The organism is Streptomyces sp. NPDC059718 (assembly GCF_042733315.1).
Taxonomy (GTDB): domain Bacteria; phylum Actinomycetota; class Actinomycetes; order Streptomycetales; family Streptomycetaceae; genus Actinacidiphila.
On record NZ_JBHWGA010000008.1, the window covers coordinates 85839 to 103313 of the forward strand.

At 73.7% G+C, this 17475-nt stretch carries 15 protein-coding genes and 1 pseudogene; 8 read left to right on the forward strand and 8 right to left on the reverse strand.

The annotated features are described in order from the left end of the window. The first annotated feature begins 204 nt into the window (after positions 1-204). Positions 205-1092 (forward strand): LysR family transcriptional regulator, encoded by an 888-nt coding sequence (locus ACFV3E_RS11815; RefSeq protein ID WP_500534529.1) that lies wholly within the window; start codon positions 205-207, stop codon positions 1090-1092. Positions 1093-1120: 28 nt separating this feature from the next. On the opposite strand, the gene ACFV3E_RS11820 is transcribed toward ACFV3E_RS11815, so the two are convergent. Then, entirely contained in the window at positions 1121-2377 is a 1257-nt protein-coding gene (locus tag ACFV3E_RS11820) for an MFS transporter (RefSeq protein ID WP_500534530.1), read from the reverse strand. A gap of 329 nt (positions 2378-2706) precedes the next feature. Further along, entirely contained in the window at positions 2707-3522 is an 816-nt protein-coding gene (locus ACFV3E_RS11825; RefSeq protein ID WP_500534665.1) for a class I SAM-dependent methyltransferase, read from the reverse strand. 164 nt (positions 3523-3686) lie between these two features. On the opposite strand from ACFV3E_RS11825, the gene ACFV3E_RS11830 reads away from it, so the two are divergent. Next, positions 3687-4232 carry an MOSC domain-containing protein gene (locus tag ACFV3E_RS11830; protein ID WP_500534531.1) on the forward strand — a complete coding sequence of 182 codons (546 nt, stop codon included), beginning with the start codon at positions 3687-3689 and terminating at the stop codon, positions 4230-4232. A gap of 49 nt (positions 4233-4281) precedes the next feature. Next, positions 4282-4983 carry an alpha/beta hydrolase gene (locus ACFV3E_RS11835; RefSeq protein ID WP_500534532.1) on the forward strand — a complete coding sequence of 234 codons (702 nt, stop codon included), beginning with the start codon at positions 4282-4284 and terminating at the stop codon, positions 4981-4983. Between the two features lie 21 nt (positions 4984-5004). On the opposite strand, the gene ACFV3E_RS11840 is transcribed toward ACFV3E_RS11835, so the two are convergent. Together ACFV3E_RS11840 and ACFV3E_RS11845 are read right to left on the reverse strand one after the other, a co-directional pair. Continuing rightward, positions 5005-5580, reverse strand: a complete 576-nt coding sequence (locus tag ACFV3E_RS11840; protein WP_500534533.1) for a TetR/AcrR family transcriptional regulator — start codon at positions 5578-5580, stop codon at positions 5005-5007. A 107-nt stretch (positions 5581-5687) separates the two neighbouring features. Beyond that, on the reverse strand, positions 5688-8693 hold the full coding sequence (locus ACFV3E_RS11845; RefSeq protein WP_500534534.1) for a helix-turn-helix transcriptional regulator: 3006 nt from the start codon (positions 8691-8693) through the stop codon (positions 5688-5690). 463 nt (positions 8694-9156) lie between these two features. Here ACFV3E_RS11845 and ACFV3E_RS11850 point away from each other — a divergent pair, with 463 nt between their 5' ends. Continuing rightward, positions 9157-9816, forward strand: a complete 660-nt coding sequence (locus ACFV3E_RS11850; protein WP_500534535.1) for a hemerythrin domain-containing protein — start codon at positions 9157-9159, stop codon at positions 9814-9816. Positions 9817-9876: 60 nt separating this feature from the next. On the opposite strand, the gene ACFV3E_RS11855 is transcribed toward ACFV3E_RS11850, so the two are convergent. Continuing rightward, entirely contained in the window at positions 9877-11076 is a 1200-nt protein-coding gene (locus tag ACFV3E_RS11855; protein ID WP_500534536.1) for an MFS transporter, read from the reverse strand. A gap of 232 nt (positions 11077-11308) precedes the next feature. Between ACFV3E_RS11855 and ACFV3E_RS11860 the strand changes: the two genes are divergently transcribed. Then, positions 11309-12253 (forward strand): helix-turn-helix domain-containing protein, encoded by a 945-nt coding sequence (locus ACFV3E_RS11860; protein ID WP_500534537.1) that lies wholly within the window; start codon positions 11309-11311, stop codon positions 12251-12253. A 21-nt stretch (positions 12254-12274) separates the two neighbouring features. Here the strand turns inward: ACFV3E_RS11860 and ACFV3E_RS11865 are convergent, their stop codons facing one another. Then, a complete protein-coding gene (locus tag ACFV3E_RS11865) occupies positions 12275-12946 on the reverse strand; it encodes a ribonuclease FAU-1 family protein (RefSeq protein WP_500534538.1) in 672 nt (223 codons plus the stop codon). A 194-nt stretch (positions 12947-13140) separates the two neighbouring features. On the opposite strand from ACFV3E_RS11865, the gene ACFV3E_RS11870 reads away from it, so the two are divergent. Next, positions 13141-14082: an SDR family oxidoreductase gene (locus tag ACFV3E_RS11870; protein WP_500534539.1), complete on the forward strand. Its 942-nt coding sequence runs from the start codon at positions 13141-13143 to the stop codon at positions 14080-14082. A gap of 19 nt (positions 14083-14101) precedes the next feature. Here ACFV3E_RS11870 and ACFV3E_RS11875 read toward each other — a convergent pair whose 3' ends face one another. Next, positions 14102-14836 carry a hypothetical protein gene (locus tag ACFV3E_RS11875; protein WP_500534540.1) on the reverse strand — a complete coding sequence of 245 codons (735 nt, stop codon included), beginning with the start codon at positions 14834-14836 and terminating at the stop codon, positions 14102-14104. Between the two features lie 275 nt (positions 14837-15111). After that, positions 15112-15369 (reverse strand): annotated as a pseudogene (locus tag ACFV3E_RS11880) (cation transporter dimerization domain-containing protein); the annotation flags it as partial. Positions 15370-15428: 59 nt separating this feature from the next. Between ACFV3E_RS11880 and ACFV3E_RS11885 the strand changes: the two are divergent. Further along, the gene (locus ACFV3E_RS11885) at positions 15429-15776 is read left to right on the forward strand and encodes an ArsR/SmtB family transcription factor (protein ID WP_500534541.1); all 348 of its coding nucleotides are present in this window, start codon (positions 15429-15431) and stop codon (positions 15774-15776) included. Positions 15777-16295: 519 nt separating this feature from the next. Further along, complete coding sequence (locus ACFV3E_RS11890) at positions 16296-17396, forward strand: PLP-dependent cysteine synthase family protein (RefSeq protein WP_500534542.1); 1101 nt, start codon at positions 16296-16298, stop codon at positions 17394-17396. The last annotated feature ends 79 nt before the right edge of the window (positions 17397-17475 follow it).

Here is a 17475-nt window from a genome sequence, read left to right on the forward strand (position 1 = left end):
GCTGTTCCCGGTGGGGCGATTCCCCGCGGCCGGTCACCCTGTGGATCGGCCGCTTCGCGTTGCGTGCCGTGCTCGCGGCGTCCCGGGCAGCCGTGACGCCGCCGTGCGCTCCGGTCACCGGATGCGATGCTGGACGAGGCGGGTCATCACCGGTGGAGATGACCGCCTGGTTCGGGCCACGGGAAAGGGACGGCGGCGGCACGCATGGATCTGCGGCAGATGGAAGTGGTGGTCGCGGTCGCCGAGGAGGGCGGGTTCACGGCGGCGGCGCAGCGGCTGCACGTGGTGCAGTCCGCGGTGTCCGGCACGGTGCGGGCGCTGGAGAAGGAACTGGGCAGCGCCTTGTTCGACCGGACCACGCACCGCGTGTCGCTGACCCCGGCGGGGGAGGCGTTCGTGCCCGCCGCCCGTGCGGCGCTCCGCGCGGCCGAGGAGGCGCGAGCGGTGGTCGACGCCGTACGGGGTGAGGTGCGCGGACGCGTGACGGTCGCCATCATGCAGGGCGTCTGGGCCGGCCTGCACCGTGCCCTGGCGGGGCTGCGCGCGGAGCACCCCGGGGTGAGCGTACGTCTGCAGCAGGCACCGGTGGCCAACGTCCGGCAGGCGCTGAGCGAGGGCACGGTGGACCTCGGCGTGGTGGCGCTCGACCGGCAGCAGCAACGGGGGCTGGTGACCCGTCTGCTGTCGCGAGAGGAGATGCTGCTGGTGTCCTCGCCGACGCGCGCCTTCGCCGAGGACGATCTGGTGCGCCTCGACGAGATCTCCGGCATGCCCTTCGTGGACTTCCTGCCCGGCTGGGCCATTCGCTACTCGGTGGACCGTGCCTTCCGGGCCGCCGCCGTGGAGCGGTCCACGGTGTTCGAGGTCAACGACATCGTGGCGGCGTCCGAGCTGGTCCGGCACGACCTCGGGGTGTGCATCATGCCGGCGTCGATCGCGGCCCGGTTCCCGGACCTCTCCGTACGCCGGTTCGTGCAGCACGCCCCCGCCTGGAAGGTCATGGTGGTCCGCCGCCGGGGAGACATGTCGCCCGCGGTCGAGGCGCTGCTGCGGCACATCACCCCCCGGACGGCGGCGGAGACGACGGGATGAGCACGGCGGGGCCCGCCGGCCAGAGGCGTTACCGGATCACGGCCGCCGCGGTCGTGGCCGCGGTGTCCTTGCGGCCGGGGCTGCGCTCGGTCGCCCAGTAGGCGAGGGAGATCAGCGGCAGGGCGGCGCCGAGGACGCTCACCGCCGTCCAGCCGCCGGCGTGGTAGGCGAGCGACCCGAGCTGGGAGCCGAGTGCGCCACCCGCGAAGAAGACGGCCATGAAGGCGCTGTTGAGCCGTGACCGGGCGCCGGCGTCGAGTTGGTAGATCGTGTGCTGGCCGAGGACGAGGGTGGTCTGCACGGCCATGTCGATCAGGATCCCGGCAAGGGCGATCAGGACGATCTGGTGCTGCCCGAATCCTGCCAGGGCGAAGGCCAGCGCCGCCACGGCGAGGGCGATCCCCGTCACGGGACGCACGAGCTCGCGGTCCGCCCAGCGGCCGGCCAGCGGTGCCACCGCGGCACCGGCGACGCCCACCAGCGCGAACACTCCGACGCCGATCGGCGAGTAGTGGAACCGCGGCCCGGTGAGCAGGAAGGAGACGGTGGTCCAGAAGGCGCTGAACGCGGCGTACATCGCCGCCTGGTACAGCCCCCGGCGCAGCAGCGCGGGGTGGGTGCGCACCAGCCGGAACGTGGAGCGCAGAACCTGGCCGTAGGCGAGCGACGTGGTGGGGGCCTGCTGCGGCAGTGCCGCCCGCAGGGTCAGGGCGAGGAGGGCCGTCAGGACCGCGGAACCCAGGTACACGTAGCGCCAGCCCGCGAGGTCGGAGACCAGGCTGCTGACCGTGCGGGAGAGCAGGATGCCGACGAGCAGGCCGCTCATGACGCGGCCGACGATGCGGCCGCGGGAATGGTCGGGTGCGAGGCTCGCGGCGAACGGGACGAGGATCTGGGCGACCACCGACGTGGCACCGCTGACCAGCGACGCGGCGAACAGCATCGCGAAGCTCGTCGCCAAACCGGCCACCGCGAGGGCGACGGTGGCGACGATGAGCAGGGCGATGACCAGCCGGCGTTTCTCCAGCCGGTCGCCGAGCGGCACGAGGAAGAGCATGCCGGCCACGAAACCGATCTGCGTCACGGTGATCAGCGCGCCGGCCGTGGCCGTGTCGACGTGGAAGACCCGGCTGAGCGAGGACAGCAGCGGCTGGGCGTAGTACAGGTTGGCGATCGACATGCCCGACGCCACGGCGAGCAGCCCCACCAGCCATCCCGGCACGCTGTGGGCGAACGCGGCGGGCGTGGGCCCCTGCGGGGACTGGGGAGCGGGGGAAGCGGTCACGGAACCCCTTCGTAACGTGAACCGCCGAGGCGGTCCCGGTGAGCTGGACGGTGGCCGAGCGGCTTTTGGCTGCACGGCTGCATGCTCCAGCGTCGGCACGGTTCGGATGCTTCCTCCATGTGCGAGATGAATCATGATGCCGGTCATCTCCAATGGAGATGACGGCGGGCGCAGGCCGACCCGGGGGCTACGAAACGGGTGCTAGTGCCACAACTGCCGGGAGCCGCCTGATTCCGCTGCCCCATACACGGCGAGGGCGAGCCGCCCTCCGCCGTCCACCTCGGTGACGTCGTGACGGTCCGTCGGTCATCAGGGAACCGGAAGGCGCCCTACCGGCGGACCGCCGAGATGAGTCCGCCGGGCCGCTCCTCGCGCTGCGGCGGGGTGCTGATCGGGCGGCCGTAGGCGGCAGCGCGCTCGCGCAGGGTGTGGCTGCCGGCCTCCCAGCCGTGCCCGGCCAGCCAGTCCACCGGGTCCTCGGGCATTTCCGAGACCCACATGGACGCCGCCGATCCCGGCGCGGCGTCCGCGCCGAAGCGCTCGATCACGCCGCGCGAGCCCAACGTCAGCCCCATCCGACTGCCTGCCGCCGACTGCGCGCCGATCCGGGCCAGCAGCAGCTCCACCGCGTCCTCGGGCAGATAGATCAGCAGTCCTTCGGCGATCCACACGGTCGGCACGGCCGGATCGTGCCCTGCGGCGGCCAGCGCGCCTGGCCAGTCCTCACGCAGATCCACCGCGACGGTGATCCGCTCGCAGCGTGCGACGGCCCGCTCCCGGCGCAGCACCGAAGCCTTGAAGTCCAGTGGCGCCGCGGTGTCGACCTCGAACAGGCGGGTGCCCTCGGGCCAGTCCATCCGGAAGGCCCGGCTGTCCATGCCGGCGCCGAGCAGCACGACCTGCCGGACCCCGGACGCGGAGGCCTGCTGCAACAGGTCGTCGAGGAACTTCGTCCTGATGACGATGGAGAACGACACGGCCAGCCGGCGGCGTCGCGCGGCCTCGTCACCGGGCAGCGGCGGCGAGGAGGGCCACAGGCCGCCGGCGGTGGCGAAGGCCTGCGCCAGTGGGTCGCGGAACAGCGCGTTCTCCCGCTGGGTCTCCAGCGCACGCACCCTGGCCACCCCCACCGCCGTGGCCCACACTCCCGACGGCTGGACCCGCTCCTGCTCATCAGTCACCGCGCCAGCCTAATCACCTTGGTCCAGGGCCAAGGCTGGGGGTTGATCGCCTACGGGCAGCCCACCTCGTGAAAGCTCGAGGCTAGGATCGGCCTGGCACGCGGACCGATGACAGGTGGGGATGGGACATGGCCGGCCGGGTCACGGCGGTGAGCCGCCACGCGACGTACGCCTTCAGCAAGCCCAATCGTGAGTCCGTAACGCTGCTCGCCGGGCTCGGCGTCGAAGGGGACGTCCACGCCGGCGAGACGATCCGCCACCAGTTCCGGATGACCTACGAGCCCGACCTGCCGAACCTGCGCCAGGTCCACCTGATGCACGAGGAACTCTTCGACGAGCTCGCGCTCAAGGGCTTCGACGTCTCGGCCGGCCGGCTCGGCGAGAACATCACCACCCGCGGCGTGGATCTGCTGGGCCTGCCCACCGGCACCCTGCTGCACCTCGGCGACGAGGCCGTGGTGGAGGTGACGGGACTGCGCAACCCCTGCTCGAAGATCAACGACTTCCGCAAGGGCCTGCTCGGCGAGATGTTCGCACTGGACCCGGTGTCGGGGGAGTTCACCTTCAAGTCCGGCGTCATGGGCGTGGTCCGCCGCGGCGGGATCGTCCGCCCCCAGGACCCCGTCGAGGTCGAACTCCCGCCCACCCCGCACCGGCCCCTGGAGCGCGTCTAGCCAGGGCAGGCATCGCGTCGATCACTTGCGACCTCGGGAGGCGCCCCAAGTGCCCTGCGTGGTTCTGGTCCATGGCCTGTACCACCAGCCCCGCCACTTCATCCGGGTTGCCGAGGCCCTGCGGGCGGTGGGTGTGGACGTGGTCGTTCCCGCCCTCCACAGGGGGTCCCTGGCTGCCGACACGGCGGCCGCGCAGGCCGCCGTGGACAGCCTGGCGGAGCCCCCCTTGGTCCTGGGCCACTCCTACGGAGGCTCGGTGATCACCGGTCTGCGCGGAGCCGCGCGCCTGGTGTACCTGGCGGCCTTCGTGCCGGACGTGGGCGAGAGCGCGGCGGGCTTGGGCGGTGCCTCCCGCGCATTGCAGGCTGCCATCGAGCCGCAGGCCGATGGTTGCACGCGCCTTGACCCGAGCCGGGCCGTGGACGCTCTGTACGCGGACTGCCCCGGGCACCTGGCCGCCTGGGCCGTGGCGCTGCTGCGAGCCCAGGCGGCCGGCTGCGGGCGGGGAGTGCCGGAGCGCCACAGCTGGAAGCACACCCCGTCCACCTACGTCGTCTGCGCGAAGGACCGCGCTGTCGACCCCGGACTCCAACACGCCATGGCCGCGCGCTGCGACTCCGTCGGTGAATGGCAGACGGGGCATTCCCCCTTCGTGGGTCGGCCGGAGCTGGTCGTCGAACTCCTCCGGGAACTCATGGGCACCTTCGACGCACCGGCCCCGCCGGTCCAGGGGAACGCGGCCACTGGTTGACGGTGGCGATGCGCGGTGGAGCTACGGACGAGGGGCCGAGCCGGCCAGGCGGATCAGGCTCGTGCGCATCCTGTGGGCGCCGAGTTCCGGGAGGAGGGCGCCGACGTGGTCCGCGGACAGGGCGGCGAGGAGGGTGTGGGCGGTCGTGGGCGGGTCGGGGGTGGTGGCGAGCAGGGTCGTCAGGTGGTCGTGCCAGAAGCGGTAGGCGGCGGTGCGGTGGCGCGCGCCGGGGTGCGCGGTCTGGGAGGCGCGGAGGAGGTCCAGGTGCCCGGCGACGTGGTCGAAGTAGGCGGTGACGAACGCCGCGAGGCGGTCCTCGGCCGGGGCTCCGGGGCCGAGTGGGGGCGGTCCGTCGAGGACGGCTTCCCGCAGTTCGCGTTCGCGGGCGGCCAGGAGCGCGGAGGCCAGTCCGGACCGGTCTCCGAAGCGGCGGTACACGGTGCCCTTGCCGACGCCCGCCGCGACGGCGACCCGGTCCATGGAGACGCCGTCCGCGCCGTGTTCGGCGAAGAGCCGGGCGGCTGCCTCGAGTATCGCGGCGCGGTTGCGCGCGGCGTCCACCCGCTCCCTGAGCGGCGGTTCGTGGTCGTGCCTCACGTACGGACTCCTGGCCGAAGCATGTTGTGACGTCGGGCCCGATGCTGGCAGGCCGGAGTCGTCCCGGGCATCGGGAGAATTCCCGAATCACCGAATCCCCGAATCCGTCAGGGGGAGGACAGGAGCCCGTTGCGGTGCGCCATCGCCGCGGCCTCGGTGCGGCTGGAGGCACCCAGCTTGGCCAGGATGCTGGAGACGTGCGTGCTCGTCGTCTTCTGCGAGATGTAGAGCTCTTCGGAGATCCGGCGGTTGCTGTACCCCCTCGCGACCAGTCCCAGCACCTCCGACTCGCGCGGGGTGAGGCCGAAGGGCGACGGTTCCGTCGCGATGGCGGCGGTCGCGGGCGGGCCCTGTTCGTCCGCCGGGCCCGTGCCGGCCCGGCGTGTCACCGCTTCGACGTCCGCCAGGAGAAGGCCCGCCCCGAGGCCGGTGGCGATGCGCCGTGCCTGGCCGAGCCGGTCGAGTGCCGCGGCGCGCTGCCGGTGGGTGGTGAGCAGGGCGCGTCCCTCGCCGAGGAGTGCCGCCGCCGTCTCGTGGGGACGGTCGACCGCCGTGCAGGAGGTCACGGCCTTCGACCACAGGGCCGGGTCGTCGTCCCCGTCCGCGCGCCCCAACTCCGCGTGGAGCAGCCGCTCGTACGCCGCCCAGACGGGGAAGACGACGTCGAGCCGGCCGGCGGCGCGGCGTATCGCGGCGAGGACCTCGGGCGAGGCCCCGCCGAGGGAGGCGGACCGGCGGGCCTCGGCCTCGACCGCCGCCGCGGTGCGCAGCAGCGGGAGCGACCAGCGGACGGGTCCGGTGGTCAGGCCCGCGGCCTCGGCCCGCAGGAACTCGGCCCGGGCGTCCGCGAGACGGCCCTGAGCGGCCGCGATCTCCATCGTGCAGTGGCTGAGGGCCACGAGGAGTTCGGCCCGCAGCCGCTCGGTGCCGCGCAGTCGCTCGGCGAGCGCCAACTGCCGGGCGGCGCCGTCCGCGTCACCGCGGTGGAGCAGGTGGTAGGCGCGGCGGGCCGCGAACGTCCAGCGCGGCAGGTGCGACCGGGCGACCGAGGCGGCCTCGTCGAGGGCCGCCTCGGACTCCGCCCAGCGGCCCAGGGAGAAGAGGCTGATCGCCCGGTTGGAGTGCACCCACGCCTCGTGGTCGGCCAGCCCGAGCGACCGGCACAGCGCGATGCCGTGGTCGGCGGCCGCGACGGCCTCCTCGGAACGGCCCATGCCCTCCAGGATCGACGGCAGGTTCTGGTTCGCCCGCCCGGCGATGCCGAGTTCGCCCAGTTCCTCCGCCCGCCGTCTGACCTCGTACAGCTCGGCGACGCCGGCGCCGTCGCGGTCGGTACCGGCGTCCAGCAGGCACCTGGTCATGCGGGCGTGCAGTTCCAGTGCCTCCGCGCCCACGGCGGCCGCGTACCGCACGGCCTCGTCGGTGGCGGCCCGGTGGTCCGTACCGGGGCGGTGGACGGCGCTCCAGTTGGCGATGTGGACCAGGACGTCGGCGTGCACCGGCGACGGGGCCAGGCCGTCGACCAGTTTCCGTGCCGTCTCGAGGTCCTGCCATCCGTCGCCGCGGTTCAGTCCCTGGATCAGCCGGTGCGGCTCGTCCTCCGGCGGAAGGCCCTCCAGCGCGGTGTCGGCCAGACGCAGTGCCGCGTCGAGGCTGCCGCTGTGCAGCGCGGCGACGGTGGCGGTCGCGAGCAGCTCCAGGCGGGCGTGCCCGTTCCCGTCGAGCCCGGGCCCCGCATGTCCGGCGCCACCGCGTGGGTACGTCTGCGGGCAGCGCGGGGCGGGCAGGGCCGCGCGGGCCTCGTCCGGGACCCGGTCCCACAGCTGGAGCGCCCGTTCCAGGTGCCACAGCTGCTCGGCGTAGGCGTAGCAGTGCCGTGCCTCCTCGGCCGCCGCGACGCTCATTCGCAGGGCCTTCACGGAGTCCTGCGCGGCGTGCCAGTGCCGGGCCAGACGGCAGGACAGTTCCACGGCGGGCACGAGCGCGGGGTCGGCCTCCAGCGCCTGCGCGTACCGGCGGTTGATCAGCGCGCGTTCGCCCGGCAGCAGGGTCTCGCTGACGGTCTCGCGCACCAGCGAGTGCCGGAACCGGTAGTCCGAGCCGCCCGGTTCGGGGACGAGGACGTGGGCGAGGACGGCCGCGCGCAGCCCCTCGATCAGCTCGTCCTCGGGCAGCCCCGCCACCTCCCGCAGCAGCGCGTACCCGGTCACCGTCCCGCCCTCGGCGGCCGTGCGCAGGATGCGCCGGCTGGTCTCCGGCAACGCTTCCAGCCGGGTCAGCAGCACGTCGTGGAGGTCATGGAGCCCCGGGCCCGGGTGCTCCCGGCCGGCGCCGGCGAGCTCCTCGACGAAGAAGGCGTTGCCGTCCGAGCGGGCGAAGACCTCGTCGAGGACGGCCGGGTCCGGTGGCGCCCCGAGGATTCCGGTGAGCTGCCCGCCGACCTCGCCCCGGGTGAACCGGGGGAGCGCCACACGGCGTACGGACCTGAGCCGGCCCAGCTCCGCGAGCAGCGGGCGCAGCGGGTGCCGGGGGCCGACGTCGTCGGACCGGTAGGTCCCCACGAGCAGCAGCCTGCCGCGGCGCCTGGTGCGGAACAGGTAGCCCAGCAGGTTGCGGGTGGAGGCGTCGGCCCAGTGCAGGTCCTCGATGACGAGTACGACCAGGCGGTCCGAGGCGAGGCGCTCCAGGACGCGGGTGGTGAGCTCGAACAGCCGCGTCACGTCGTCGTCCCGGTGGTCGACGGGCGTCACGCCGCCCGGGTCGGGCAGGATCCGCGCGAGGAGGTCCTCATGGCCCGCGCTCGCCGCGCGCACCTCGTCGGGCAGCCGCTGCCACAGCACGCGCAGGGCCTCGGAGAACGCGGCGAAGGGCAGGCCGTCGCCGCCGAGCTCGACGCAGCCACCGACCGCCGCGACGGCCGCCCCCGGCTCCAGCGACCGCAGGAGCTCCCCGACCAGCCTCGTCTTGCCCACCCCGGCCTCGCCCCGGACGAGGACGGCCTGGGGGTCGCCGCCGTCCGCGGCCCCGGCGGCCCGCAGGAGCTCGGCCAGCTCGCCCTCGCGGCCCACGAAGACGGGGCTGACGCGGGTCTGTGCCGAGAGGGGGGCGCTCATCCGAGGGGACCTGTGGGTGGTGACCACCGGGTACCGGGGGCGGCGTGCCCCCGTCGTGGTCATGCGGGCAATTCTCGCCGAAGGGTAGCAACGTGCGGGTCCTTCCCGGCCCGTGGGGCGGGAGCGACCCCCCGTGGCGAGCCCCCCGACTGGCTCGACCACGGGGCGCCGCGTTCGCGGGCGGGGGTCCCCGCGAATCCGCGGCTCCGACGGACTGCCGGGGTGGAGCCCTTCCGATGCTGGCGGAGCCGGGCTCTCCCGCGCATCGGGAGAACTCCCGACCGCCCTCCGGCGCCTGCCGGGCGGCCGTGCGGCGCGGACTCCACCGCGGGATCGGGAATTCTCCCGATGCGCGCGGGCCGCCGCCGCTGACAGCATCCGAAGCTCCCTTCCGCGATCTCCCCCACCAATCGAGGCTTCAGCAGTGGCAGCAGTACCGACAGCCAGCGAAACAAGCGAAACCATGGCCGATGTGCGCGACATGTTCATGGCGCACACGATGATGCGCCGGGAGTTCCGCCTGCTCCCGCAACTCGTCCGGGACGTGGAGGCCGGTGACACCCGGCGCGCCGGGATCGTGGCGGACCATGCCGACAAGGTGTGCCTGATCCTGCACCTGCACCACGAGGGCGAGGACAAGGTGGTGTGGCCGCGCCTCCTGGAGCGCGGCGGTGAGCGGACCGCGGCCATCGTGCCCACGATGGAGGAGCAGCACCACGGCATCGACACCGCCCTCACCGAGGTGGCCGCACTGCTGGCGGGGTGGCGCTCCACCGCCCAGGACGGCGAGGCCCTCGCCGCGGCTCTCGAAGAACTGCTGAGCCGGCTCCTGGAGCCCATGGCCCTGGAGGAGAAGGAGATCCTCCCGCTGGCCGAGGAGTACATCACCGCGACGGAGTGGGCGGAGCTCGGTGAGCACGGCATGGCCAACAGCCCGAAGAAGGACCTGCCGCTGGCCTTCGGCATGGTGATGTACGAGGGCGACCCCGAGGTGATCAAGGCGGTCCTCTCGCACGCCCCGCTGGTGCCCCGGCTGATCATGCCGGTGCTGGCCCCGCGCCTGTACGCCTCGCACGCCAAGCGCGTGCACGGGACGCCGACCCCGCCCCGCGTCGGGGCCTGACCCGGTCACCGTCCGGCGGGGCGTACGCGGTACGCCCCGCCGGGTGACGACCGCCCGGCCTCAGGCGCCCGCGGGGAAGGCGTGCCTCCTGCCCCCGGTCACGGCCGCGGCCGCGGCGACCAGGAGGGCCAGCGACGCCCAGGTGATCGACGCGGTCCCCAGGTCCGCGACCAGGAGGCCACCGATGAGGCCGCCCAGGGCGATGGACGAGGAGAAGACCGTGATCGTGATCGACTGCGCGACGTCGGCGGCCGCCCCCGTCGCGTTGATCGCGGCGCCGATGAACAGGCTCGGGGAGCTGCCGAAGGCGAAGCCCCACGCCGCGACGGCGGCGTAGACCAGCGCGGGCACGCCGGAGCACACGGCGAGCACGAGCACGGTGAGCGCGAACAGCGCGGTGCTGCCCACGACGAGCCTGCGCAGGTGCCGGTCGATGTGGGTGCCGACGACGAGGACGCTCAGGATGGACGTGACGCCGAAGGCGAACAGCACCCAGCCCGCCTGGCCGCCCATGCCCAGGTGCCCGAGGAGGTCGGTGACGTAGGTGTAGAGGATGTTGTGGGCGACCATGTACGTGGCGAGGGCGAACAGGATGGTGCGCAGCCCCGGCAGGCGCAGGACCTGCGGGACCGTGAAGCGTTCGCCGGCCGACCGGCCGGGCAGGTTCGGCAGCGTCGCCAGGATCCACACCATGGTCAGCGCCGTCAGGGCGGCGGACGCGTGGAAGGCGAGCTGCCACCCGCCGAGGGCGCCCAGCCAGGTGCCCAGTGGGACGCCCAGCGCCAGCGACACCGGGGTTCCGGCCAGGGCGATGGCGATGGCGCGGCCCTGGCGTCCCTCGGGGGCGAGCCGGGCGGCGTAACCGCCGAGGAGGGGCCAGACGAGCCCGGTGCCGAGGCCGGCGACGAAGCGGATCACGAGGGTCGGCGCGTAGTCGTCGGACAGCGCCGTGAGCGCGTTGGCGACGGCAACGGTGCCGAGCGCGAGCTGCAGCACGTTCTTGCGGGGCCACCTCGCCGTCGCCCGGGTCAGCGGGATCGCCCCGATCGCGGTGGCGAGGGCGTAGATGGTCACGGTCTGGCCGGTGAGCGAGACGCTCGTGTGGAGCGTGCCGCTGATCTCCGGCAGCAGGCCGGCGGGCAGGCATTCGGTGAGGATGCCGACGAACCCGCTGAGGAAGAGGCCGAAGAGGGCCTTCCCGGGGAGGCGGTCCCGTCCGCGCGCTGGGGTGGACGGACCTGTGGTGGTCGTTTCCGTCATTCTTCGTGGTCCATGGGCTGTGTGTGACCCGGCGCCGTACGGGCGGACGGGTCGAACGGCACGCGATCCGAAGCGGGCACGGATGGCGTGACCCCGGGTGGTCGTCTCCGGGCGCTCGTTCAGGCTGCTCCGGCCGTACGGCGTCACCCAGGGCCCCGCTCTGCCTACGTCCCGCGTGACTACCACCGGCAGGGACAGGCTCCGCCCGGAATCCGGCGGGATACTGGAGCGCATGGCCACCCACCCCGACCTCCGCACCGGCCCGGGAGACGGGTCGGAGCCCGGTCCGGGACCCGGCGCCGGGCGGCACCTCGACGCGCGCTCGGAGCTCAACGAGTTCCTGCGCACCCGCAGGGCCCGGCTGAAGCCGGCCGACGTGGGGCTCGCCGAGTACGGGCGGCGCCGGGTGCCGGGCCTGAGACGGGAGGAGCTGGCACAGCTCGCCGGGGTGTCCGTGGCCTACTACACGCGCCTGGAGCAGGGCAACGGCCGCAACGTCTCCGTGGAGGTGCTGGGCGCGATCTCGCGGGCGCTCAGGCTCTCCGAGGCGGAGCACGCCCACCTGCTGCACCTGGCGAAGCCGAAGCAGCGGAAGCGGCGGCCCGCGTCCGAACGCCGGCGGGTGCGGCCGGAGCTCCAGGAGCTGTTGTCGGCTCTGGAGGGTGTTCCCGCGTACGTGTGGGGCCGCCGCACCGACGTGCTGGCGTGGAACCGCACGGCGTCCGCGCTCTTCGGCGACTGGGCGGAGCGTGCCGCTGAGGACCGGAACTGGGCCAGGATCACCTTCCTCGACCCGGCGGCCCGGCGGCTCTTCGCCGACTGGGAGTCAAAGGCCGCCGACGTGGCGGGCCAGCTGCGGATGGACGCGGGCCGGCACGTGGACGATCCGATGCTCGCGGCGCTGGTCGGGGAGCTCTCCATGAGGAGTGCGGACTTCCGGTCGCTGTGGGCGGCCCACGACGTGAAGCGGAAGTCGCACGGCGGGATGCGGCTGCTGCACCCGCTGGCGGGCGCGCTCACCCTCCGCTACGAGACCCTCGCGCTCCCCGGCGACGAGGAGCAGTCACTGTCGACCTACCACGCCGAGCCGGGTTCGGCGTCGGAGGAGGCGCTGCGTCTGCTGGCGAGCTGGGGCGCCGACGCCTCCCGGGACTGGTCGGCGGCCGCGCGGGGTTGATCCCGTCCCCGCGAGCGCTCCTTACAAATCACCTTCCTTGCCTCGGCGTTGGGGTACGGCGAGCGGCAGGCGCGGTGTGGGCCAGGCCGGTTCCCACCGCCATGCCGCCCACGCGGCGGCCTCGCCGAACGGTCCGGAACGTTCCTCGAGCATCGCCAGCGCTTGTCCGCGGGCCGCGTCGACGGCCCGGTGTTCGGTGTCGGTGACGACGCCGAGCCTGCGGACGTGGGCGTACTCGTCCTCGTCCTTCCACTCCCAGCTGCTCAGGTCGGGGGCGACGAGCAGGTCCACGATGAGGTCGAAGGTGTCGAACCCGTCGGCGGTCCGGATCGTGGGGCGCTCGAAGTTCACGTACCAGTTCCGCAGCCCGGCCTCGGTGTAGAAGGCGTTGACGCTGAACCAGGCGGTGGGCGGCTGCCACATCCGCAGCTCGGTCTCCTGCCACCGCCCGGGCGTGAGCTCCCACCGTCCCGTGGCGAGGCCGTCGATCGCGTCGGTGCGCACGGTGCGGTCGCCGGTGGCGCGGGCCTGCGCGTAGGCGACGGGCCAGCGGGTCTGCGCGCCGGGAGCACAGGCGGTCACCAAGGCGGTGCCGGTGTCGGCGAGGACACGGAGCGCGTGCTCGCTCCGGACACGGCCGCTGCGGTGCACGTCGCGGCGCACGGCCGTCCGGCCGGCCCGGTGGGTACTCATCGCCTTCTCCCTCGATTCGTCCGCCGGGGGACAGCGTGTGCCCGGCGCCGTGTGCGCACGTCGCACGTGGCCAGGCCTCCGTTCGAGTGGCCGCCCCGGGGCCGTCCGACGCGGCACGCGGCCCGGGGCTCGAAGCTCGGCTTCACTCGGTGGTGCCCCCCGCTTCCGGACCAGGATCGAACGGTGTGCCCGTGATGACGACCGGTACCAGCGTACGCAGCCGCAGGGCGACGGCCCCGCTGGAAGGGCGCGTGGCCGTCGTCACCGGCGCGGCCCGGGGAGTCGGTGAGGCGCTCGCCCGGCACCTGTCGTCAGCCGGCATGCGGGTCGCGCTGCTGGGCCGTGAGGAGGCGACCCTGCGTCAGGCGGCGGCTTCCCTGCCCCATCCGAACATCTTCGTCGAGGCGGACGTCACCGACCGCCCGGCACTCGAAGACGCGGCCCGGCGGGTGGACGAGGAACTCGGCCCCGCCAGCGTGGTGGTGGCCAACGCCGGCATCGCCGCCGGCGGACCGTTCGCGCACACCGAAGCCGAACTCTGGCAGCGGGTCATCGACGTCAACCTGGTGGGGGCCGCGAACACGGCCAGGGCCTTCCTGCCCCAGCTCACGCGGACCCGCGGCTACTTCCTGCAGATCGCCTCGACCGCCGCCTTCTCCGCCGCCCCGCTGATGAGCGCCTACTGTGCCTCCAAGGCGGGTGCCGAGTCCTTCGCGCAGGCCCTGCGCGGCGAGGTCGAGCCCGACGGCGTCACCGTCGGCATCGCCTACCTCCACTGGACCGGCACCGACATGATCGTCGATCTGGACGACCACCCCGTACTGCGCGCCCTGCGGAAGAACCAGCCGTCGTTCGCCCGCCGCGTCCACTCGCCCGCCCAGGTCGCCGACTGGCTCGCCACGGGCATCGCCCGGCGCGCACACCATGTGTACGCGCCACCGTGGCTGCGCTGGTGCCAGCCGCTGCGGCCGCTGTTCCCGCCGGTGGTCTCGTGGATGGCCCGGCGCGAGCTGCGTGCCCGTTCAGGTGCGGAGCTGGGTTCCGCCACCGCCGTCATGGGGGCCGGTGGCCGCGCCGACTGGGACGCCTTCACGTCGCCCGTCGAGCCGCAGCGGCCGGAGCGCCCGCCGCGGTGAGGGCATCCGTTCCACCCGCCTACCGCGGAGGGCGTCGTCCCGTGAGCCCCTGCCACCGGTCCCGGGCGGCCTCGAGGCCCGCGAGGGCATCGGCGAGTGCCGGGTCGCGGCTCTGGCGGGCGGTCAGCATGCCCAGCCACTTGCGGGCGTCCTGAGCGGGGCCGGTATCGGCGTGCGCCGCCTTGAGGGCGTCCTCCGCCTTCTTGACGGACGTGGCGAGCTCCGCTCGGAACCTGCTCTCCTTGGCGACGGCGTTCTCGACGCGGACGCTGAAGAGGCGCACGCCGTCCTCGCCGTGCTCGCCGGGCGGGTAGGACTCCAGATGCACCTCGTCCGGCCGCCTGAGGTAGAGGTGATGGCCCGTCGGGCTGTGTTCGAACCGCACCTGCAGGCCGTCCAGCTGCAGGACCTTCGTCTCCCGCCCGGATATGACCATCACGTGCGCGTGCAGGGACACTTTCCCGAGCGCCGCGACGAAGGCGCCCTTGCCGGGCCGGCGCAGCCGCGCGAGGTGCCGCTCGGCGTCGCCGATGCGACGCCGATGGGCACGATCGGCCCGTGCCACCTGCGCTTGCGCCCTTGCCAGTTCGCGCCGCGCCCCGCGCCGCAGCTTGCGGACGGCCCGCCGGGCGCGGTCCAGGGCGTCCCTGTCGGCTTCATGACGGCCGGAGAGCGCGAATCTCCAGCCGCCGGGGTATCGGCGGAGCCGCCGCCCCGCTCCAGCGAGCACGAGGATCACGACGGTCAAGGTCATCCCCACTATGCCCACGCGCCCACCTCACCCAGTGACAGCCGCCGCCGCACTCATGCGCACGGGGTGGAGGAACCAGTCGAAGGTGTCGAATCTGATGCATATCGGAAGATATGCCCAGCAATGTCACGGCGGATGCGCGCGAAGGCGGCATTTCCGGACGGGTCCGGCACCTCGGTTCCTGCGGGCTGACGCCGCATCGGGTAGGTCCGTGCGCGTCGTCCGGGAGGCGGCGCGATCGTGTCGCCCGGGCGTGCCCGCGGGCCGGGCAGTGCCTCTCAGGCGGTGTGATGGGCCGGTTCGGCGTGCGGGTCGGCCGCACCCGGCACGGGTGCGGGGTCCGCGTGGACCAGGGCGGCGGTCAGGCGGGGGACCGCGTGCAGCAGCGCGTGCTCGGCCGCGACAGCCGTGTGGTGGGCCTGACGCACGGTGAGGTTCCCGTCGACGACCACGGCGACCTCGGCGCGCAGCCCGTGCCCGATCCAGCGCAGGCGCAGCTCGCCCACCTCCCGGACCCCCGGCACCTCGCGCAGGGAGTCGTGGGTGGACACGGGCTGAGCCTTCCCCCCCCCATTATGTGCATATAAACGCACGCATGCACCTGTTGCCTGCGCATGGTGTGCACCCGCGAGCACCGGGCACCGGGCACTACGTCCGCGGGGCCGAGATCCTGAGCCTCCTCGCGGACCGCACCTGCCTCGCCCTGCTGCACTCGCTGACCGCGGGCGAGGCGGACGTCTCCACGCTGACCGCGCGGGTCGGCGCCGCCCGTCCCGCCGTCAGCCGGCACCTGGCCAAACTCCGGATCGCGGGCCTGGTCTCCTCCCGCAAGGAGGGCCGCCGGGTGATCTACACGCTCTCCGACGGCCATCTGCGCTGGCTCGTCGACGAGGGGCTCAACCTCGCGGATCACCATCCGAGCGGCAAACCGCCGCACGTCTGAGCGCGTTCCGGGATGTTTCATGGCGTAATGTGCGGCCTGTGCGAGGCCGCCACCGCGGAACGTGCCCGACGTTCCTCGTTGCGCTGCTGGCCGCATTCTGCTTCACCGTGGCCGGCTCGCCCGCGCACGCCCACAGCTGCCCGCACGCGCACGTTCATCTGAAGAACGCGGAGGAGCGACCGCACCCCGTCACTCCCCACCACCCCGGTGAGGACTGCTCCCCGGGCTCCGCCGAGCTCCCGGGGTCCCGCACCGGACCACGCGAGCACGGGACCGGCCCCGCTCAGACCGGCGCCACCGAAGCGGCGTCCGGGCAGGTCCCCGCATCGCACAACACACCGGGAAGCGACCCGGCCCCCGACGCCCGCATAGCGACCGCGGAGCCGTCCGTCCTCTGCCTCTGGCGCATCTAGAAGACGCCCCCCGGACCGGTTGACGGTCCCTCACCCCCGCCCGTGTGCGCACCGGTGGTGGGTGAGCCGTGCACGGCACTCTTCCCGATTCCAGAAAGCGGACACCATGAACGAGCCCACCACCGGCCGCGACCTCGCCTCCGCGGTCGGAGACACGCCCCTGCTGTGGATCTCCCACCCCCTCACCTCTCCCGGACGCGGCTTCTGGGCGAAGCTGGAAGGCGCCAACCCCGGAGCCATCGAGGACCGCTCCGCCCTCCACATGGTCGGCTGCGCACGCGAGCGCGGCGATCTCCTTCCCGGCGCGACCGTCGTGGCGTCCACCAGCGGCGCCTTCGGCCTCGGACTGGTGCTCGCCGGACGGGTCTTCGGCCACCCCGTCACGCTCGTGACCGATCCGGACCTGGAGCCGGACATGAAGCGCCTGCTGCGCGCACGCGGTGCCCGCCTCGACATCGTCCGCGACGCCCACCCCTACGAGGGCTGGCAGGAGGCCTGCCGCCGGCGCGTGACCGAACTCCTGGCGGCAGAACCGGGGGCCTGGTGCGCCGACCCGTACGACAACCCCGACAACGCCGACGCCTACACGCCCCTGGCGGCGGAACTGATCGAGCAACTGGGCCGGGTCGACGTCCTGGTCACCAGCGTCGGTACCGGCGGCCACTCGGCGGGCATCAGCCGCACGCTGCGCGCCGTCAACCCGGACCTGCACGTGATCGGGGTGGACACCGTCGGCTCGATCACCTTCGGCCTGCCCGTCAGGCCCCGTCTCGTCCGGGGCCTGGGCAGCAGCATCCACTCGCGCAACGTGGCGTACGAGCAGTTCACCGAGGTGCACTGGGTCGCCGCGGCCGAGGCCGTGCACACCTGCCGTGCCCTGGCCCGCTCCCACTACGCGTCGGGCGGCTGGAGCGTCGGTGCCGTCGCCCTCGTCGCCGGATGGGCGGCCCGTACCTACTCCGCCGAGGCACGCATCGTGGCCGTCTTCCCCGACGGGCCGCACCGCTACCTCTCCACGATCTACGACGACGACTACTGCCGGGACCGCGGGCTGCTCGGCACCGTCCCCGCCACGGAGCCCACGGAGATCGCCTCACCCACCGACGGTGAGGCGGCGGGCTGGACCCGCTGCCGCACGGTGACGAACCCGGTGGCGTCGCTCATCGCCCCGCCGGCGCACCCCGTGGAGGCGCCCGAGTCCGTGTGAGACGGTGCCGCCGCAGGGGCGGGCCGGGGGGGGGGGGGGGCGGGCCCCCGCATGCCCGCCGCAGGCGCAAACGAGCCGC